General features: G+C 64.1%; 14 protein-coding genes. 2 read left to right on the top strand and 12 right to left on the bottom strand.

Annotation, left to right across the window (positions count from 1 at the left end):
- Positions 1-149: 149 nt before the first annotated feature.
- From ampH to ACQ4WM_RS02610, 6 genes are all read right to left on the bottom strand, one after another.
- A complete protein-coding gene (gene ampH / locus ACQ4WM_RS02585; protein WP_436545153.1) occupies positions 150-1,313 on the bottom strand; it encodes a D-alanyl-D-alanine-carboxypeptidase/endopeptidase AmpH in 1,164 nt (387 codons plus the stop codon).
- A gap of 90 nt (positions 1,314-1,403) precedes the next feature.
- A complete protein-coding gene (locus ACQ4WM_RS02590; protein ID WP_436545154.1) occupies positions 1,404-2,513 on the bottom strand; it encodes an ABC transporter ATP-binding protein in 1,110 nt (369 codons plus the stop codon).
- Positions 2,514-2,521: 8 nt separating this feature from the next.
- Positions 2,522-3,391 carry a carbohydrate ABC transporter permease gene (locus ACQ4WM_RS02595; RefSeq protein ID WP_426076038.1) on the bottom strand — a complete coding sequence of 290 codons (870 nt, stop codon included), beginning with the start codon at positions 3,389-3,391 and terminating at the stop codon, positions 2,522-2,524.
- Positions 3,388-4,272, bottom strand: coding sequence for a carbohydrate ABC transporter permease (locus ACQ4WM_RS02600; RefSeq protein ID WP_436545155.1), 885 nt, complete (start codon positions 4,270-4,272; stop codon positions 3,388-3,390). The genes ACQ4WM_RS02595 and ACQ4WM_RS02600 overlap by 4 nt, the downstream gene beginning before the upstream one ends.
- 120 nt (positions 4,273-4,392) lie before the next feature.
- On the bottom strand, positions 4,393-5,646 hold the full coding sequence (locus ACQ4WM_RS02605) for an ABC transporter substrate-binding protein (protein ID WP_436545156.1): 1,254 nt from the start codon (positions 5,644-5,646) through the stop codon (positions 4,393-4,395).
- Between the two features lie 158 nt (positions 5,647-5,804).
- Positions 5,805-7,088 carry a maltoporin gene (locus ACQ4WM_RS02610; RefSeq protein WP_436545157.1) on the bottom strand — a complete coding sequence of 428 codons (1,284 nt, stop codon included), beginning with the start codon at positions 7,086-7,088 and terminating at the stop codon, positions 5,805-5,807.
- Positions 7,089-7,410: 322 nt separating this feature from the next.
- Between ACQ4WM_RS02610 and ACQ4WM_RS02615 the strand changes: the two genes are divergently transcribed.
- Positions 7,411-9,324, top strand: a complete 1,914-nt coding sequence (locus tag ACQ4WM_RS02615; RefSeq protein WP_436545158.1) for a glucokinase — start codon at positions 7,411-7,413, stop codon at positions 9,322-9,324.
- A gap of 13 nt (positions 9,325-9,337) precedes the next feature.
- Positions 9,338-10,384, top strand: a complete 1,047-nt coding sequence (locus ACQ4WM_RS02620; protein WP_436545159.1) for a LacI family DNA-binding transcriptional regulator — start codon at positions 9,338-9,340, stop codon at positions 10,382-10,384.
- A gap of 79 nt (positions 10,385-10,463) precedes the next feature.
- Here the strand turns inward: ACQ4WM_RS02620 and ACQ4WM_RS02625 are convergent, their stop codons facing one another.
- From ACQ4WM_RS02625 to ACQ4WM_RS02650, 6 genes are all read right to left on the bottom strand, one after another.
- Entirely contained in the window at positions 10,464-11,384 is a 921-nt protein-coding gene (locus ACQ4WM_RS02625) for a carbohydrate kinase family protein (protein ID WP_436545160.1), read from the bottom strand.
- Positions 11,381-12,595 carry an AGE family epimerase/isomerase gene (locus ACQ4WM_RS02630; RefSeq protein ID WP_436545161.1) on the bottom strand — a complete coding sequence of 405 codons (1,215 nt, stop codon included), beginning with the start codon at positions 12,593-12,595 and terminating at the stop codon, positions 11,381-11,383. The genes ACQ4WM_RS02625 and ACQ4WM_RS02630 overlap by 4 nt, the downstream gene beginning before the upstream one ends.
- A gap of 123 nt (positions 12,596-12,718) precedes the next feature.
- On the bottom strand, positions 12,719-14,716 hold the full coding sequence (locus ACQ4WM_RS02635) for an SWIM zinc finger family protein (RefSeq protein WP_436545162.1): 1,998 nt from the start codon (positions 14,714-14,716) through the stop codon (positions 12,719-12,721).
- Positions 14,713-15,855 (bottom strand): VWA domain-containing protein, encoded by a 1,143-nt coding sequence (locus ACQ4WM_RS02640; RefSeq protein WP_436545163.1) that lies wholly within the window; start codon positions 15,853-15,855, stop codon positions 14,713-14,715. The genes ACQ4WM_RS02635 and ACQ4WM_RS02640 overlap by 4 nt, the downstream gene beginning before the upstream one ends.
- A complete protein-coding gene (locus tag ACQ4WM_RS02645) occupies positions 15,848-18,319 on the bottom strand; it encodes a DUF5682 family protein (RefSeq protein ID WP_436545164.1) in 2,472 nt (823 codons plus the stop codon). The genes ACQ4WM_RS02640 and ACQ4WM_RS02645 overlap by 8 nt, the downstream gene beginning before the upstream one ends.
- A complete protein-coding gene (locus ACQ4WM_RS02650) occupies positions 18,310-19,413 on the bottom strand; it encodes an ATP-binding protein (RefSeq protein WP_436545165.1) in 1,104 nt (367 codons plus the stop codon). Before ACQ4WM_RS02650 ends, ACQ4WM_RS02645 begins: the two co-directional genes overlap by 10 nt.
- Positions 19,414-19,419: the final 6 nt, after the last annotated feature.

The raw sequence follows: 19,419 nt of genomic DNA on the forward strand, positions 1-19,419 counted from the left end.
AGAACAGCACTTCAATCAATCCAGGCGTCGAGCGGCACTGCACGATGCGCGTAGTGCCCTGAACGCTACTGACAGTTGATTGTAATTTCCCTCCATAAAATGTTGTGTTCGCCAACATACATATGCGGCTATCTTGCTGGTTTGCTGGTTCAGGGCGTGGCGGGACACGCCATCTGGTTGAATTCGCTGCCCACCTGCGCCAGGACCTCCTGCCCCAACTGGCGCAGGAGGTTCTGGCCCGCACGCGCCATGCGCGGCAGCATCTTCATGTCGACCTTGCTGACAACCACAAAGATGGCGCTGCGCTGCTGCGGCAACAGCGCCGTATAGCTCATGAAACCGGCGCCGCTGCCGGTCTTGTGCCAGATCGGCGAGGCAGCCTGTTGTCCATCAGCCAGGCGCACCCAGCCGATGCCCAGCGCATCTGCCGGCCCCGGCATATCAAATCCTTTCATGGCCGGCATGGCCGCGCGCGCCACCCACGGCTTGAGCACCATGCAGGTGGAAGCTTCGGGCGGCACCACGCTGACCAGCTTGCGCAGCCACACGCCCATGTCGAGCGGCGTGGAAAACAGCCCACTGCTGGCGGCCGTGGCGATGGTCGCGCCGCAAGGGTCGCTGTTATCCAGGTCAGGGCCACTCATCAGGCGCGCGCATTGCGCGGGCGTTGGCGTGGCCGTGGTATCGGCCATCTGCAGTGGAGCGGTAACCAGCCGCGCCAGCAGCGTTGCGTAGGGCGCGCCGCCGGCCGACGCCAGCGCGTCGCCCAGCAGGTCATAGCCGATATTCGAGTAGTCCGCTTGCGTGCCGGGCGCAGCTTCGGTCTTGCCGCCCTTCAGTTCGGCCCAGCGTACCTCGGCGCCGGGCCAGGCAAACGGCGCGGCATTTTTCGGTGGCCCGCTCGTGACGCCGCGCGGCAGGCCGCTCTGGTGCAGGGCCAGGTCACGCAGCGTGATCTCGCGTGCACCGGTGCGGCGCGGCACCGTGCGGCCCGCGCCGGCATGACGCTGCAGCGTGTCGTCCAGGCTCAGCTTGCCCTGTTCCAGCAGCCGCGCCAGCACCTCGGCCGTGAATACCTGCGAGCCGGAGCCGATGCGCACCAGCGACTGGCCGTCGGGCAAAGTACCGCTGCCAGGCCGTGTCTCGCCGCGCCCGTAGACCTGGATCAGGCCGCCATGCACCGTCACCACCACCATCCCCAAGGCACCGCTGTCGGCAAACATGCTCGAGACGGCTGCTTCATGGTCGGCTTTGGCGGCCAGTGCCGGCATGGACAGCAGCGACATACACAGGGTGGCAACAAGTTTTTTCATGGCGAAAATATTGGGTAGCAATGCCGGCAGTGTAAACGAAAAAGGCCCGCCAACCTCACGGCTGACGGGCCCGTCATGTGCTGCAATCAGTTATGCAATGCGCTCGCCAGTGGCCGGATCAAACAGGGCCGCTTTCGACAGGTTGAACGACAGCTGCATGGTCTGGCCGGGGCGTACCGCCTCGATCGGATGGGTGCGGCAAGTCACGGCAGCGCCGTTCAGGCGGGTGGTCAGCAAGGTGTCCGGACCGGTCGGCTCGACCAGGTCGACCAGGCAACCCAGTTCCTGGCCCACATCGCCGTGCGCGCTGCTGATGTCGGTGATCTGTTCCGGGCGGATGCCCAGGATCACGTCACGGCCGACGTGGCTGCGCAGCTTGTCCGCATCGAATGGCAGGTCCAGGCGCATATTGTTGCCGCCGTTTTCAATCACGGCCGACACGGCACCATTCTCGATCACCGGCTTGATGGTAATGAAGTTCATCGATGGCGAACCGATAAAGCCGGCCACGAACAGATTGGCCGGATTGTCGTAGATTTCCTGCGGCGTGCCCAACTGCTGCACCACGCCATCCTTCATCACGGCGATCAGGTCGCCCATCGTCATCGCTTCGATCTGGTCGTGCGTGACGTAGACGATGGTGGCCTTCAGGCGCTGGTGCAAGCGCTTGATCTCGGCGCGCATTTCCACGCGCAGCTTGGCGTCCAGGTTCGACAGCGGTTCGTCGAACAGGAACAGCGAAGGTTTACGCGAAATGGCGCGGCCCATCGCCACGCGCTGGCGCTGGCCACCCGACAATTGCGCCGGACGGCGGTCGAGCAGGTGCGAAATCTGCAGCGTCTCGGCGACGCGGTTGACGATCTCTTCCTGCTCGGCCTTGGCGACTTTTTTCACGTTCAGGCCAAACGCGATATTCTCGCGCACCGTCATTGACGGGTACAGGGCGTAGGACTGGAACACCATGGCGATGTCGCGGTCTTTCGGCGGCAGGTCATTGACGACCTTGTTGTCGATCATGATCTCGCCCGAGGTGACGCTTTCGAGGCCGGCGATCATGTTCAGCAAAGTGGACTTGCCGGAACCGGAGCCGCCCACCAGGATCAGGAACTGGCCGTCCTTGATCTCGATGTCGATGCCCTTGAGGACTTCGGCGCCGTTGGTATAGACCTTGCGGATATTACGAATCGATAAGCTAGACATGTTTTTCCTTAACCTTTGACTGCGCCTGCGGTCAGGCCGCGCACAAAATAACGGCCTGCGACCAGGTAGACCAGCAGTGTCGGCAGCGCTGCGATCACCGCCGCCGCCATGTTGACGTTGTATTCCTTCACGCCGGTCGATGTGTTGACCAGGTTGTTCAGGCCGACCGTGATCGGTTGCGAATCGCCGCTGGCGAACACGATGCCGAACAGGAAGTCGTTCCAGATCTGCGTGAATTGCCAGATGATGCAGACCACGAAAATCGGGCCGGAGATCGGCAGCACGATCTTGCGGAAGATCAGGAAGAAGCCGGCGCCGTCGATGCGGGCCGCCTTGATCAGCTCTTCCGGCACGCTGGTGTAGTAGTTACGGAAGAACAGGGTCGTAAATGCCGTGCCATAGACCACGTGCACGAACACCAGGCCGGTGGTGGTATTGGCCAGGCCGAAGTCGCCCAGCAGGCGCGCCATCGGCAGGATCACCACCTGGAACGGGATAAAGCAGCCCACCAGCAAGCCGGCGAACAGCAGTTCCGAACCACGGAAGCGCCAGTGCGCAAACACATAGCCGTTGAATGCGCCGATAAAGGTCGAAATCAATACGGCCGGCACCACCATTTCAAGCGAGTTCCAGAAGAACGGTTGCAGGCCGTTGCAGGTCACGCCGGTACAGGCCGAAGACCAGGCCTTGCCCCACGACTCGAACTGCCACACCTGCGGCAATGCCAGCAGGTTGCCGCTGCGGATCTCGTCGAGCGACTTGAACGACGTCGACAGGGTCACGTACAGCGGAATGATGTAATACAGGGCGAACAGAACCAGCAATAGGTACAGGACCACCCGCCCGAGAGTAAATTGATGCTTGCGTGTGTGTGTCATCTCATCGCCTTTGCGCTGCGCGTTTCCAGGTACATCAGCGGCACCAGCACGGCCACGATGGTGGCCAGCATCATCATCGCCGATGCCGAGCCCAGGCCCAACTGGCCACGGGTGAAGGAAAACTGGTACATGAAGATTGCCGGCACGTCGGACGAATTGCCCGGGCCGCCGGAAGTCAAGGCGATCACCAGGTCGAAACTCTTGATCGCGATATGCGACAGGATCAAAATCACGCTGAAGAACACCGGGCGCATGGCGGGGATCACGATGCGCCAGTAGATCGTCGGCAAGGACGCCCCGTCCACCTGGGCCGCCTTGATGATCTCGTCATCGATGCCGCGCAGGCCGGCCAGGAACAGCGCCATCACGAAACCGGACGACTGCCAGACGCCGGCGATCACCACCGTGTAGATCGACATGTCGGAATTGACCAGCCAGTCAAACGTGAACGAAGTCCAGCCCCAGTCGTGCATGACTTTTTCCAGGCCCAGGCTGGGGTTCAGCATCCATTTCCAGGCGGTACCGGTAACGATGAACGACAGCGCCATCGGATACAGGTAGATTGCGCGAAGAAAGCCTTCGCCGCGGATTTTCTGGTCGAGCAGAATGGCCAGGAACAGGCCGATGGTGATCGACAGGCCAATAAACAGCACACCGAAAATGCCGAGGTTCTTCAGCGACGTCCACCAGCGTTCGTTATCGAACAAATTATAGTATTGCGTCAGGCCGGAGAACTCGAAGTTCGGCATCATGCGCGATTCGGTCAGGGACAGATAACCGGTCAGGAAGATAAAACCATAGACAAATACCAGGCTGGCGATGAGCGTCGGGCCCAGCACCAGTTGCGGTATCCATCGATCAAATTGCTTGCGTATGGACATAGGACAGCCGTAGAAGTAGAACTGCGTAAGGCGCCCGTCCGGGCGAACGCCGAAGGGGGCCTGCGATAGCTGCAATACCTGCGATGCAGCAGCGCCGGCGGGGAGCCGGCGCTGTGGTGATTACTTCACTTTGGCGGCTTTGGCCAGTTCGGCAACAGCGTCTTTCGAGCTCATGTTGGTGTTCATGAACTTGGCGATGACGTCGGTGACGGCGCCTTGCGTGGCCGATGGCAGCGCCATGCCGTGCGCGAACGATGGCACCAGGCCGCCATTCTTGTTGCTGGCATCCATGTCGTCCATCGATTTCAGGGCACAAGCGTCGAACTTGTCCTTGGAAACGCCGGAACGCACAGGGATGGAACCCTTGTTCAGGTTGAAGATCGACTGGAACTTCGGATTCATGATGGCGTTGGCCAGCGCGATCTGCCCTTTCTTCGCATTCGCATCCTTTTGCGTGAACATGGCAAACGAATCGATATTGAAGGTGTAGGCTTTTTCGGTGCCAGGGGCGGCCACGCACAGGTAGTCCTTGCCTGGCACTTTGCCAGCGGCGGTGAATTCGCCCTTGGCCCAGTCACCCATGAACTGGAAGCCGGCCTTGTTGTTGATGACCATGGCGGTGGCCAGATTCCAGTCGCGGCCAGCCGCATCCTTGTCGATGTAGGTCTTGACCTTGCCCAAGGTATCGAACACCTTGATCATGGTCGGGCCGGTCAGCTCTTTCTGGTCCAGCTTCAGGATGGCTTTCTTGTAGAACTCGACACCGCCCACGCCCAGTGCGACGGTTTCGAAAACGGTGGCGTCCTGCCATGGCTGGCCGCCGTGGGCGATCGCGATGCCGCCCGATTTCTTGATCTTGTCAGCCGCTTCGAAGAACGCTGGCCAGGTGGTTGGCGTGCCAACGACGCCGGCTTTTTTCAGCACTTCAGGGTTGACCCACATCCAGTTGACGCGGTGGACATTGACCGGCGCGGCAACGTAGTGGCCCTTGTATTTCATGATATCGGCCACCACTTTCGGCAGGACCGCATCCCATTTGCCGGCAACGGCGGCTTCATCGATATTGGCCAGCACGCCTTCGGCGCCCCATTCCTGGATCGACGGGCCCTTGATCTGGGCGGCGGTCGGTGGATTGCCGGAAATGACACGGGTTTTCAGGGCGGTAGTGGCGTTTTCGCCGGCGCCGCCTGCTACTGCAAAATCTTTCCAGCCAAAACCGGCTTCCTTGACCATCTGCTGCAGCTGACCGACCGACTTGGCTTCGCCACCCGAGGTCCAGTAGTGCAACACTTCCACATCAGCGGCAAACGCGTTGCCGGCAAATGCCAGCGCGGTCAGGGCGGCGACCTGGGTAATCTTGAATTTCAGTTTCATCTCCACAATTCCTTTTTTGATCAAGCTTTTAGGGGGCTTCGGCGCAATTTGCCGAGAAAGGTCAATTTGCGCCTGTACCGGCGCTCTGTGTTGCCGAGACCCGCTTGCAAGCGGGTATCTCGTTTGTTTCAATTGGGGCGGGAAAGCGCCCCATGGTGTTAGAACCAGGCTTCAACCTGGAAGCCGTACGAGGTGCCGCTGGTATTGTTGTTGTAGATCGGGCCGCCGTTGTTGGCTGCGTTGACCGAGGCCGTGGCTGCATTGTTCCATTTGCCGTAGCTGACAAAGGCACGCAGTTCCGGACGCGACCACAGGCCAGGACCTGCCGAAATCGCCGGTGCGATGGTGATTTTCGTCAGGCGCTTGGTCGGGCCATTCGATTGCGTCACGCGGTCCGTGCCCAGTTCGCCAATCAGCTTGAAGTTGTTGGTGAATGCGTAGACAGGGCGTACGCCGGCCGAAGTCCAGGTCGACGAACCGGCAGCGTTCGACTCGTCTTTTTGCCACAGGGCGACGAATTCCATGCCGAAGTTGGTCATCGGCTGGATCGCCAGATCATTGAATACGCGCGTGCGCTTGACGTCCGAACCGAACGAGGTGTCGCCTGCGGCGCCGAACTGTGCACCCTTGCCAACGCCAGGACCGACGCCGTACTGCACGCCGAAGGTATTGGCGCCGCCCAGGACTTTACCTTGACGGTGGAATGCCGACAGCTGCCAGCCATTGTGTTTTTCGCCGAAAGCGTCGTTGTCCTTGCCTTCGCCGATGATGTAGGTGGCGGCCAGGTCCAGCGTGCCGTTGGTGTTGACCGGAATTTCACCGTAGATGAAGTTCTGGCGCACGGCCGACTTGGTGCTGACGATGCCGGTTGGCGACACGCTGTTGATGTCGTTGTCCTTGAAGAAGGCATACGAGAACTTGCCAGGACCGGCAGGAATGCGGTCCAGGCCGGCACCGGTACCGTTCATGTTGATGTACTGCAGATCCAGCATGTGGATGTCAGGACGGTAGTAGAAACGTTTGCCGACCCAGGCCGTGCCGCCGTTCAGGAAGTCCAGTCCCTGGGCTTCGACGTAGGCTTTGACGATGCCGACTTTGTTGTCGCCGAAGTCGGAGTTTGGTGCAAAAGCGTTGACCCAGACGGTGGCCATGTAGGTCACGTCGCCGGATTTTGCGATGGCTTTGGTGTAGCCGAATTCCGTGTAGGCGTCGCACTCATTGCCCAGACGATATTTCATGGTGTTGCCACCCAGGCCGAAGCAGCCTTGCGAGCCGCCGTCACTGGACGTGTTGCTGCCGGCGCCAGCGCGCAGGTAGCCGTGGAAGCCTTCGGAATCGGTTGGGTACATCGGGTCCGCCAGGGCGGAACCGCTGGCGATAGCTAATACGATGGCAGCAGGCAGCGCTTTCAAAGCGGCCTTCAACATGTTGCGATGCAGCATGGTAAGTCTCCTCAGTAGTTGTTTTTTTCTAGTACTTCGTGGCCGAATGTACTGGCCAGAAATCCTTCCAGCGGAGACATAGTAACTATACTACGAACAAATATCAACATATTATGTTGTAATCCTACGACTAGTCAGCCACACTTTATTTGACTATCTTTGCTCTTGCGCAAACTACTTTTTTCACACAGCCAGGCGCTGGTCCGGCATGCCAGGCGTTTTTTGGCACAGAGGCCAAATACCCTCTAGAATCCTTGGTTTTCACCATAACGACAGTTGCGCCGCAAAGACGGCGCACGCATACGAGACATTGAACGCCGCCATGAGAATTGATGAAAGAACAGACAGTGCGGGCAGCGATGTGGCCGACCGTTTCAGCGACGGGCCGCGCCTGCTGGCCGATATCGGCGGCACCAACGCCCGCTTTGTGCTGGAAACACGCCAGGGCCACCTGGAAGCGGTGGCCGTGCTGCCCTGCGACGACTATGCTTCGCTGCTCGACGCAATCAACGCCTACATGCACAGCATCGAGGCGCGCGCCGCCGGTTCGGCCCGCGTACGCCACGCGGCCATCGCGATCGCCAACCCGATCGACGACGACAATATCCGCATGATGAACCATCACTGGTTCTTCTCGATTGAAGCAATGCGCACGGCGCTGGGCCTGGACACCCTGCTGGTAGTGAACGACTTCACGGCGCTGGCGATGGCCCTGCCCTATCTGCGGCCCGACCAGCGCATGCAGATCGGCGGCGGCATGGCGCGCGCCGACAGCGTGATCGGCCTGCTCGGCTCGGGCACCGGCCTGGGCGTATCGGGCATGATCCCGGCCGAAGACCGCTGGATCGCGCTGGGCAGCGAAGGCGGCCACGTCAGCTTTGCGCCGTGCGACCAGCGCGAAATGGATGTGCTGAGCTACGCCTGGCGCGAACTGTCGCATGTGTCGGCCGAACGCCTCGCTTCCGGGCGCGGCCTGGAACTGATCTACCGCGCACTGTCCGAGCGCGCCGGCGTGATCGACGCGCAGCCGCTGCTGGCCTTTGAGATCACCAGCCGCGCGCTGGCCAACGACTGCGAAGTGTGCCTGGAAGCGGTCGACTGCTTCTGCGCCATCCTCGGCTCGATCGCCGGCAATGTCGCCATGACCCTGGGCGCCCTGGGCGGCATCTATATCGGCGGCGGCATCGTGCCGCGCCTGGGTCCCCTGTTCGAACGCTCGCAGTTCCGCGCCCGCTTCGAGCAGAAGGGCCGCCTGAACGAATACCTTGCACAGATTCCCACCTTTGTGATCACGGCAGAGCTGCCTACTTTTCTGGGCATCGCCGCCATCCTGGCGCAAAAGCTCAAGCGGGCCAATTCCGGCGCGCCGGTGCTCGACTCGGTACGCCAGGCCCGTGCACGCATGAGCCCTTCCGAGTGCAAGGTGGCCGACTGGGTGCTGAAGGAACCGAACGCCATGCTGACCCTGCCGATTGCGGAAATCGCCCAGCGCGTCGGCGTCAGCCAGCCGACCGTGATGCGTTTTTGCCGCTCGATCGGCGTGCAGGGCCTGGCTGACTTCAAGCTGAAACTGGCCTCGGGCCTGACGGGCGGCGCCATCACGGTGGCACACTGCCATGTGGAGATGTCGGACTCCGACGCCGAACTGGCGCGCAAGGTGCTGGGCAACAGCGCCTCGGCCGCGCTGGCCATGCGCGACATGCTGGATGTAAAAGCGCTGACCGAGGCGATCGACATGCTGCGTGGCGCGCGGCGGGTGGAACTGCTGGCCGTGGGCAGCGCGCGCGTGGTGGCCGACGACATGCAGCACAAGCTGCTCAACCTGGGCATCGTCAGCAGTTATTTCGCCGACCAGCAGGCGCAGGAAATGAGCGCCGCCATGCTGAAACCGGGCGACGTGGCACTGGTGATTTCACGCTCGGGCGCCCTGCCCGAACTGCTGCGCACGGTGAAGGTGGCGCAAAGTTGCGGCGCGCGCGTGCTGGCCATTACCGCCAGCGGCTCGCCGCTGTCGCGCCAGGCCGACGTGCTGCTGACCCTGAACCACCCGGAAGGCAATCTCAATTTCGTGCCGATGATCGTGCGCCTGCTGCAGCTGATGATGCTCGATATTTTGTCGGTGGGCCTGGCGCGGCGCGACACGGTGCAGCGCACCAGCGCGGCAGCACCCGATGAAGGCCAGCTGCACGGCATGCGCATCAGCGGCAAGCTGAAGTTCGGCGGCCATCTCGAATAGGATGGACGCCCCCGTGCCCTCACCCGTAGCCATCGATACGCCGGGCGGCGCCACCGTGCACGACGTGGCGCGCCTGGCCGGTGTATCGGCCATGACGGTGTCGCGCGTGATCAACGGGCGCGCCAGCGTCAGCGCCGCCACGCGTGGCAAGGTGGACGCAGCGATCGCCGCCCTGCGCTACCAGCCCAACCTGGCAGCCAGGGCCGCGCGTACCGGCACGCTGCGCATCGGCCTGCTGTACAGCAACCCGAGTGCCGCGTATATGAGCGAGTTCCTGGTCGGCGCCATGGAACAATGCAGCCAGAGCGGCGGACAGCTGCTGCTGGAGCGCTGTGGCGACCTGGCCAGCCAGCGTGCTGCGATTAAAAAACTGGTGGCGGCAGGCGTGGACGGCATTCTGGTGCCGCCGCCGCTGTGCGACTCGCCCGAGGTACAGGCGCAGTTGAACCGCATCGGCATGCCGTCGATCGCGGTCGCCACCGGCCAGCCCTCGCCGGCGATTTCCGCCGTGCGCATCGACGACTACCAGGGCGCGCTGGCAATGACGCGCCACCTCCTGGCGCTGGGCCACCGCGATATCGGCTTTATCCAGGGCGACCCGGCGCACACCCCTGCCCTGCTGCGCCAGCAGGCGTTTCTCGATGCAATGCATGAAGCAGGCTTGAGCGTGCCGCCGCAGCGGCTGGCGCAGGGACTCTTTACCTATCGTTCCGGGCTCGATGCAGCGCGCCGCCTGCTCGAAGCGTCCACGCGGCCCAGCGCCATCTTTGCCAGCAATGACGACATGGCGGCCGCCACCCTGGCCGTGGCGCACGGCATGGGCTTGCAGGTACCGCAGCAGCTTTCCGTCTGCGGCTTTGACGACACGCCGGTGGCCACCACCGTCTGGCCCGAGCTGACCACCATCCACCAGCCGATCGCCGCCATGGCGCGCGCTGCCGTGGCGCTGGTGCTCGACGAGATACGGCAGCGGCGTGCCGGCGACAGCGCGCCGGCCACGCATCGCCTGCTGGAATTTACGCTGATGGTACGGGGCTCGTCGGCGGCGCCGGGAAGTTAGGCGAAGGGCTGGGGTCAGCCCCCCGCGAGCGTTAGCGCAAGCCCTTGAGTTTGCGGCATTGAGGGTCTGAACCCGGCATTCAATTGCTGACCACGGTGTTTGCCGCCAGCGATTCGACCAGCTCCACCGACGGCGGCGAGCCGCCAGCCGCCAGGCAGGCGCCTGCACCGGCCGCCACGGCAAAGCGCAGGTGTTCGCTGCCATCGAGTCCGGGCCGGAACATCAGGCTGTACAGCAGGCCGCCGATGCTGGCGTCGCCGGCGCCGACCGAGTCGACCACGTCGATCTTCGGCGGCGCCGCTTGCCAGCTGCGCTCACCCTGGTACAAGGCTGCACCGGCGGCACCGCGCGTGTACAGGAAACCAGCTTGCGGATTCCAGCTGCGCAGCAGCGCAAACGAGGCGTCGATATCATCGTGGCGGAACAGGCCAGCCAGGTCTTCATCGGACACTTTCACCACGTCGGCCAGCGCCGTCATGCGCGCCAGCGTGGCGTCGTAACGCTGGTCCATCATCACGCGGAAATTCGGGTCATAGCTGATCTTCACGCCCGCCGCCTTCAGTTCTTCGGCCAGCGCCACCAGTTTGCCGGCCAGCGGCTCGCGCGCCAGGCTGATGCCACCGAAGTGTACCCATTGCGCGCCCTGCATCCAGCCGGCCGGCAGCTGCGCCGCGTCGAAATGCAGGTCGGCGCTGTCGTCGCCGATAAAGTAATACGTCGGTGGATGCAGCTCGTGCACGATGGCCAGCAGCGGCGACTTGGCATAGCGCTGCAAAAAGCGTGCATCGAGGCCGGCCGCATCGTTGGCCCTGGCCAGCGCATCGCCAAACACATCGAGGCTGACGGCGCCGGCAAAGGCGCTCGGCACGCCCAGCCTGGCCATCACGCGCGCCACGTTCCAGGTCGAGCCGCCGACCTGGCTGCTCCATTGGTCGCTGCCGGTGCGCAGCATGTCGGTCAGCGCTTCGCCGGCCGAGACAAAAGAAGGGAAGCCGCTCATGCTGCACCGCCGATCACGTTCAGCACTTCATAGCAGGCGCCCATGGTGTGGTAATCGGTCTTGCCGGCCGGACTTTTTTCGTTGCCGATCTTTTGATTGTCGGGCGTCAGGATGCGATACCAGGCGCCATGATCATGATCGACAAAATGTCGCCAGCTGTAGTCCCATATCTTGTCGTAGGTTTGCCAGTAGCCGTCCTCGCCGGTACGCTTGGCCAGCACGGCGGCGGCGGCAAAGCTTTCGGCCTGCACCCAGAAATACTTGTCGCCATCGCAGATCTCGTCCTGCGGGCCGAAGCCGTAATGGATGCCGCCATGCGCGCCATCCCAGGCCTTGGCCAGCGCCGTGTCGAACAGTTCGCGCGCGCGCGGCAGCAGCCAGTCGGAAGGCCCTGCCATGAATTTCGCGTGGCGTTCCATGATCAGCAGCAGCTTGGCCCATTCCGTGAAATGGCCGGGCTGGTAGCCCCATGGACGGAAGATATTGCTCTTGTCGTGCAGGTTGTAGTCCCAGTCGATGGACCAGTCGGGCTTGTAGTGCTCCCAGATCATGCCATTGGCCAGGCCAGCCTGGCGCACCGTAATATTGTGCGCCAGCGTTTCCGCACGATGCAGGTAGCGCGCCTCGCCAGTTGCCTCGAACGCGGCCAGCATCGCCTCGCAGGCATGCATATTGGCGTTCTGGCCCCGGTAGCCGTCCATGGTGGCCCAGTCGGCACTGGCAACGTCCGCGTACAAGCCGTGCTCGGGCAGCCACATGCGCTGTTCCATCAGTTCGAATGTTTCATCAAGATACGCGCGCGCTTCGCTCATGCCGGCGGCAAGCGCATGCGCATAGGCCAGCAGCACGAAAGCCAGGCCGTAGCAGTGATTCGCGCCGTCTTCCACCGTCTTGCGGCCGTCTTCCCAGTGCAGCTGCCAGGCATAACCGCCGGTGTCCGGGTCGCGATGCACGTCGCGCAAAAACGCCACGCCGTGGCGCAGCGCCGCTTGGTAGTCGTCGTCGCCGAACTGGCGGTAGGCCATGGCGTAATTGAAGATGAAGCGCGTGCTGCTGACCAGATGGCGCGTGCGGGCATCATAAATGGTGCCGTCGTCGAGGAAGAAATGGTAAAAACCGCCGCTGGCGTCGAGCGCGCGCGGATGGTAAAAACGCATGGTGTGCAGGATATGCTGTTCGAGCATGCTCTTGGAACGGAAATCGGGATTCATGAGTCTCTCATCATATTGTTATCGATAACAAATATCATAGCATGCCGCTTGCGGCCCGCGCTCGTGCCAGTTTTTAGCACCACGCGCTGGCGCCATGCTGGCGCTGGCGCTGGCTGAGCTGGTTTAGCGCGCTGCCTCCAGCGCCAGACAGGTAGTGCACGCATACGCAAGCCTGAGCGCATGGCTGGCACCAGGCGCCGTCAGATATTCGGCCAGCAAACGAGCCGGCAAATCGAGCCCCAATGCGCGCAGTGTGGCGCCATGGCGCGCCAGTTCATTGGCCACTTCCGGCTCCAGGCGTGGCCGGCCGCTACGCGCTTGCAGCGCCAGGCGCTCAAGTATCTGCGCCAGCACCAGCGCGATGCCGGAGGCCTGCTGCGCGACCGGCGGCGCCATGCTGGTGCCGGCCAGGCTTTTGAAAAAACGCGCCAGCGCCGACGGCAGCTTGCCCGCATCGACCGCGAAATCGAGCGACACCACGCGCAGCTTGCCATTCTTGGCGATCAACAGCGACACCGGCTGCCAGCCCTCCGAGTCATCGCGCGCGCGGCTGGCCAGCACGGCGCGGATATCGGCGCCATCGGCAACGGCCGCCTGCAGCCGCGTGATGCGTAATCGCAAAGCCTCCTGCGCCGGCAGCGTCAGATTCAGCACGGCCCCGGCAATGTCGAACACCTGCCAGTCCAGCTGCTGGCGCACTTCATCGAGCTGCGGCGCGGCGACGGCACTCGGCCGCAGCAGCACGCAGTCGACCGGCTGCGCCGCCAGGCCGACGTTGTCACTGATAGAGGCACCCAGCGTGTTCCAGTCGTCGAACCCGGCCTGCTGCCAGCGGGCATCGTCGAGTTCCCATAATGGCGCTGGCGCCGCGCGTACGCCGCTGTCCATCCCCAGCCGGCCGTCTGCCGCCAGCGACGCACCGGTCAATACCAGCGCCTGTTCGCACAGGCGCTGCGCGCTGCCCGCGCCCGGCCACAGGCTGACCGCATTCCAGCTGGATTCGCGTGTGAATGAGCGGTCGGTGGCGTCGGGCCGCGCCAGCACCGCCTGCACGATACGGCTTGCCGCGTGATCCCAGAATGACAGCGTGAGCCCATGCGCACCGCCACGCGTTTCCCACCAGTAGGCGCCCAGCGGCAGCAACTCCAGGGGACTGTCACCGGCGGCATCAAAACTGCGCCGCGCCTGCCCGCGCAGCCGCTGCAAGGCGTCATCCGTGGCGTGTTCGAGCGCCGTGCACAGTGCATAAATCGTCGCCATCTGGTCGAACGCCTGGCGTTCGCTGGCCTGATAATCGCGCCGCACCAGCAGGTCCAGCGTGCCGCCCAGGCCGCGCAGCATGGCGGCCAGTCGCGGCAAGCCCTCGCCGCGCGCCGACATGGTCAGCGCGCGCAACTGGCCGGCCGCGATCGCGCTGGCGTGCGACAGGCCATTGTCATACAGCTCGCCCAGCAGCCGGCGCACTTGGGCCAGGAACAGCAGTTCGGCGCTGCTGACGCCTTGCACTTCCTCGGCTGGCGCCGTTTCCATGCCCGCCGGCCATGCAAACTCCCGGCCATGCGCGCGCCAGACGCAGGCCAGCGCATACAAATGCAGCGCCTTGCGCAGCTTCACTGGTGTATCCGACACCATGCCTTCGTAGCCGGCGCCGCGCAGATAGCTGCAGGCCAGTTTCAAGGAAGGCAGTTCGATCTGCAGCCGGGCGTTGACCACGGTGGCTTGTACCTCGTCGCCGTCAAGCAGCCAGGCCAGCGCCTGCCGCACGGCCGGCTTGCCGGCCTGCTTGCACAGCAGCGCGCTATCGAACGCCAGGACTTCTTCCAGCACATCGGGCGCGGCGGCTACACCGGAGTTTTTATCGGGCAGTTCGCGCAGCCACACGCTAGCGGCCAGGATATGCTTGCAAATGCCGGGGGCCGGACAATCGCAGCGCGCCTTTTGCGGCCCGCCGCCATCGAGTGTGACCTGCTGGCCGTCCGCCAGCACGATGCCGCCGGCATCCTGCTGCCAGCCGACCTTGCCCGCCTCGACGTCTTTCAGGGCGCGCCGCAGCAGGCCCGCATTGGCCAGCGTGGCCAGGCTGTCGTCGTCGAAGCTGCGGTACACCGCTTGCCAGCTCATTGCATCACTCCCGCCAGCCATTCAGCGAAATGCTGCGGCGTCAGCGCCGCCACATGCATGCCCTGATCGGCCAGGCGCTGCGCCATGCCCCGGTCATACACAGGCTGCGCACGTTCGTCGAGCGCGGCCAGGCCCAGCAGGGTCACACGCGACTCGGCCATGCGTTTCAGTGACGCCAGCAGCGGCGCCGGTGGCGCGCCCTCCTCGAAGTCGCTGATCAGCGCAAAAATCGTCCGCTGCGGGGTGCTCACCAGCTGTTCGCAATACTGTACGGCGCGGCCGATATTGGTGCCGCCACCGAGCTGCACCGTCAGCAGCACTTCGACCGGGTCGCTGGCAAGGTGCGTCAGGTCGACCACGCTGGTGTCGAACACCACCAGCCGCACATTGACAGCCGGCAGGCTGGACAGAATGCCGGCCACCACGGCCGCATAGATCACCGAATCCATCATCGAGCCGCTCTGGTCAACGCACAGGATCACGTCCCACGGCAGGCTGCGCTTGACGCGCGCATTGAAGATGGGCCGCGCAATCACCATGCGCTGGCTTGCCACATCGAAGTGCTTGAGATTGGCGGCGATGGTGGCGCGCCAGTCGAAATTCTGCGCGCTTTTCATCTGCGTGCGGCGAAAGCGATTGCGCCGGCCAGTCACCGCATTGACAAAATCCTTGCGCAACCGCTCGGTGATTTCCTCGACCACGCGGCGGATAATCGCGCGCACCGCATCATGCATGTCGGCGCTCAGGCGTCCGCGCATGCCGATCAGCGCGCGCGCCAGCGACTGGTTCGGCTCCAGGCTGGCCAGCACCGCCGGATCGCGCAGCAGGCCGCTCAATTCATAGCGTTCGATCGCGTGACCCTGCACGCGCTCATACACCTCTTGCGGGAACAGCTTGCGCGCCTGGTTCAGCCAGTCGATGGCGCGCAGCTGGCTGGGGTCGAGCGACCCGCCACCGCCGGCGCGCCCGCCCAGCAGCATGCCCTTGCGTTCGTATTCGCGGCCATACAGATAATCGAGGCTGGCATCCAACCGGCCATCATGAGCGGACCACGCGTCATTTTGCAAGGGCTGTGCATAGCGCCCCAGGATCAGGCGCCAGCGGCGCAGCAGTTCGGCATTGTCGTGATGGTCAGCCATGCGGCGCCTCCGGTGTGGTGTTCAACCAGCCAGCCAGCGCGTCGCGCTCCAGGCAGGCAGCCAGCGCTGCGTTCAGGCGCCCGCCGGCCAGCATCTCGGCCTCGCTGACGTCGTAATGGAGTTCGGCCTGCAAGTCCTCCGGCGCGGCGCCATTGAGCAGCGCCAGCGCTTCGGCCAGCTCGCCCGTTTCCTGCGGTTTCAAGCCTGTAAACGCCAGCCGCAGATCGGGCAAGTACTGGATGAAGCTGGCCTCGTCCCAGCTGCCCACCAGTTGATTGAAACTGCGCCGCAAGCCTGGCTGCGTCAGCAGCAGCTCGGGCGCGGCGGCCATCAGGCCGGACAAAAATCGCACGGCGTCCTGCTGCGTGGCGCCCGCGCCAAAGCGCTGTTCCAGCAGCAGCGACAACTGCTGTTCGTCCCAGGCACCGTCGAGAAACAGCAAGGCCGCCGCCGCACCGCACACGCCAGCGGCGCCGTCACGCTGCTGCGTCAGGCCCACCAGATGGCGGTGCAGGTCGCCCAGTTCGAAAGCGAGGTCGGTTTCTTCTGCGGCCAGGGCGCTGCGCGCGGCGCGGCCAAACTCGCGCAAGGCCAGCAACTGGCCGACCTGCGCGCTTTCCGCCTCTGGCGCGGTGTCGGCCAGGCCATGCAGCAGAAACAGCGCGGCCGGCCAGACGCGCCGCATCAGCCGCAGCACGCCCGGATGCTCGCGCACACCCAGCGGCTCGCGCGCGCGCCACAGCGTGACCAGCGCATGGCCGCAGGCCACCACGGAAGCGAAATCCGGATCTTCATCGAGATGGTGGCCCAGCAGTGTCAACAGGTCCGGCAGCCGCTCATGCAGGCCAATCACGCAGGCACGCACCAGCAAGGCCGCAGCGCTGCCGGCCGAACGGGCGCGGCCTTCGGCGCCCAGCGCCTGCTCTTCGCGCAGCAGCCGCGCCAGCGCCACTTCCGCCAGAGTGGCGCCGTCGGCCGCCAGTTCGATCAGGCGCGCTTCGACCAGTGGCGTCCACGCATACGACCATTCCTCGAACAGCAGTTCGAGCCGGCTGCCGGACAGGAAATCAGGTCCTCCCTGCCAGCGCGCCAGCCCCGTTTCCAGGTACTGCATCAACTGGAAATAGCGGCTGCGCAGGCGATGCCGGTCCTTGCGGTACAGGTCCAGCCGCGCCAGCCGCTGCTCGCCGTCGTCCAGGCGCAGGCCGTGGCGGCGGGCCTCGGCGCGCGCGTCTTCCACCAGCGGCGGCGAACCGGCCGAAGGCGGCACGTCGCCCAGCCGGCTGCCCGTCATCTGGCGCCGCACATCGTCGAACAGGCCCTGCATGCCGTCGTCGATGGCGCCTTTGACGAAACACGAGCGCATGGCGTCAAGCAGGTCCATGCGGCCCGGTCCTGCATGGCCGCGCAAGGCCGCCAGGCGCGCTGCCTGCAGCACGGCAGCCTGCACTTCGGCCGTCGAGATGCGGTCCTGCAAGCCGCGTGCGCGGCTGTGCTGCGCCAGCGCCGTCAATTGATCGACGGCGACGGCCAGCTGATGCTCGCCGCCGCCCTTCTGCAGTGCTTCCCATGCGGCCTGGTAGTAGGCCGGCGCCGGCATGCCCGCGCCATAGCCATTGAGGGCATCGAGCCGCTCGAAGCTGTAGCGTATCAGCCAGCTGGCAGGCGCGGCCGCCGGTGCGGGACTGGGAGCTGGCGCCGTGGCCTTGGCCTGGGCCAGCAGGTCGATCAGCGCGCTGGTATGAAAGCCGCCCGTCACCACCACGATGGGGCCGTCCACCTGCTGGCGCCAGCGGGCAATATGGGCCGCCATATGGCGTTCGCGCGGCAGGCTGCCTTCCGCTTCCAGCACGGCCGGTTCGTAGTCGAGGCGGGCCATGGCGCAATAGGAAAACACATCACCGAACAGTGCACGCCAGTCCAGTAGATTGGCGCGCGAGCGCGATTCGAACAGATGGTCCCACAGTTCATCCTGGTCCCGGCAACCGGCCTGCCGCGCCAGCGCGTTCAAGTAGGCGCTGTGGGCCAGATAGCGCTCGGCCATCAGGCTGCGTGCTTCCTGATCGTTTTTTTCCCTGTCGGCGCGCGCCTGCCATGGCAGGTCGATAAACGCCAGCTGCGCGCCAAGCTCCTGCCCGGTTTTCAGTGCCACCCATTCCGGGCTGTAGTCGCAGAACGGGAAAAACGCCGACTGCGTGTGGGCCTGCCCGTCTGCTGCCGGCGCCTTTGTCTGGCACAGCAGCGCCACCGGCGGGCGCGTGCGTTCGTCGAGCAGCAGCGGCAGCATATAGTTAAAACCATCGGGCCCTTCGATCAGCACGGCGGCCGGGCGCAGTTCGCGCAGCATGGCCTGCAGGGCAAACGCGCAGGCCGGGCTGTGGTGGCGCAGCGGCGCAAAATACAGGCCGTTGGCGTGCAGTTTTTCGCGCGCCTCCGCCAAGCTGGCAGGCAATGCTACAGCCATAGCTGACGCGCCGCCTCGCCGAAGTTTTTCCACAGGTCGTCGCGCCGGCCCCGCTCGCGTACCACGGTGTCGAAGTAATGGCGCACGCGCTTGATATCGTCGGCGTTGTCCTTCAACACCACGCCTTGCAGCTGATTGGCCAGCTCGCGCGGGCGCAGCACCCCATCGCCGAAATGCAGCGCTTCGAGCGAAGCGGCATACACCAGGTTGACCGCTTCGGCGCTCGACATCACGGCGTCCGGCGTCTTGATGGCGGCGCCTTCGCGGGTCTGGCCGGCACGCAGTTCCTGGAAAGTGGTCACCAGCAGTTCGATCACATCGCGGCCCACCACCACGGTGGCGCCGATGGCGTCAAGTTCGCGCTGCAACTGCTGCATTACCAGTTCCACTTCAAAGCCATGGTCGCGGATCGGCTTGACGGTCTCGAAATTGAAGCGGCGTTTCAATGCCGACGACATTTCATGCACGCCACGGTCGCGCAAGTTGGCGCTGGCGATAATATTGAAACCGCGCCGCGCATGCACGCGCGCGTCGCCGCCGAGTTCAGGAATCATCAACTGCTTTTCCGACATCAGCGAAATGAGCACGTCCTGCATCTCGGGCGCGCAGCGCGTGATCTCTTCGAAGCGCACCAGCTTGCCCGCCTCCATGCCCTGGAACAAAGGGGATGGCACCAGCGCGCGCCGGCTCGGCCCTTCAGCCAGCAGCAACGCATAGTTCCACGAATACTTGATATGGTCTTCGGTGGTGCCGGCCGTGCCCTGTATCGCCAGCGCCGAATCGCCGCTGATGGCGGCGGCCAGCAACTCCGACAGCAGCGACTTGGCCGTACCCGGCTCGCCCACCAGCATCAGGCCCTGGTGGCCCATCAGCGTGACGATGGCGCGGTCGACCAGCGGATCGTCGCCATAAAACTTGCGGCTGACCTTCAGCGCCGCGTCGCCGAGAATAAACCGGCGCACGGCGCGCGGCGACAGCAGCCAGCCTTCCGGACGGGGATCGGTATCGGCTCGCGCCAGGCGCTGCAGTTCATCGGCATAGCGCTGTTCGGCGCTGCGGCGCACTGCGTGTTCTTGCTTGTCTGTTTCAGTCATTTTTTG

Source organism: Janthinobacterium longum (assembly GCF_051380735.1).
Classification (GTDB): Bacteria; Pseudomonadota; Gammaproteobacteria; order Burkholderiales; family Burkholderiaceae_D; genus Janthinobacterium.

Excerpts from the sequence above, each read along its gene's own strand:
- ampH (WP_436545153.1), bottom strand. The coding sequence starts at position 1,313 with ATGAAAAAACTTGTTGCCACCCTGTGTATGTCGCTGCTGTCCATGCCG.
- ACQ4WM_RS02590 (WP_436545154.1), bottom strand. The coding sequence starts at position 2,513 with ATGTCTAGCTTATCGATTCGTAATATCCGCAAGGTCTATACCAACGGC.
- ACQ4WM_RS02595 (WP_426076038.1), bottom strand. The coding sequence starts at position 3,391 with ATGACACACACACGCAAGCATCAATTTACTCTCGGGCGGGTGGTCCTG.
- ACQ4WM_RS02600 (WP_436545155.1), bottom strand. The coding sequence starts at position 4,272 with ATGTCCATACGCAAGCAATTTGATCGATGGATACCGCAACTGGTGCTG.
- ACQ4WM_RS02605 (WP_436545156.1), bottom strand. The coding sequence starts at position 5,646 with ATGAAACTGAAATTCAAGATTACCCAGGTCGCCGCCCTGACCGCGCTG.
- ACQ4WM_RS02610 (WP_436545157.1), bottom strand. The coding sequence starts at position 7,088 with ATGCTGCATCGCAACATGTTGAAGGCCGCTTTGAAAGCGCTGCCTGCT.
- ACQ4WM_RS02615 (WP_436545158.1), top strand. The coding sequence starts at position 7,411 with ATGAGAATTGATGAAAGAACAGACAGTGCGGGCAGCGATGTGGCCGAC.
- ACQ4WM_RS02625 (WP_436545160.1), bottom strand. The coding sequence starts at position 11,384 with ATGAGCGGCTTCCCTTCTTTTGTCTCGGCCGGCGAAGCGCTGACCGAC.
- ACQ4WM_RS02630 (WP_436545161.1), bottom strand. The coding sequence starts at position 12,595 with ATGAATCCCGATTTCCGTTCCAAGAGCATGCTCGAACAGCATATCCTG.
- ACQ4WM_RS02635 (WP_436545162.1), bottom strand. The coding sequence starts at position 14,716 with ATGAGCTGGCAAGCGGTGTACCGCAGCTTCGACGACGACAGCCTGGCC.
- ACQ4WM_RS02640 (WP_436545163.1), bottom strand. The coding sequence starts at position 15,855 with ATGGCTGACCATCACGACAATGCCGAACTGCTGCGCCGCTGGCGCCTG.
- ACQ4WM_RS02645 (WP_436545164.1), bottom strand. The coding sequence starts at position 18,319 with ATGGCTGTAGCATTGCCTGCCAGCTTGGCGGAGGCGCGCGAAAAACTG.
- ACQ4WM_RS02650 (WP_436545165.1), bottom strand. The coding sequence starts at position 19,413 with ATGACTGAAACAGACAAGCAAGAACACGCAGTGCGCCGCAGCGCCGAA.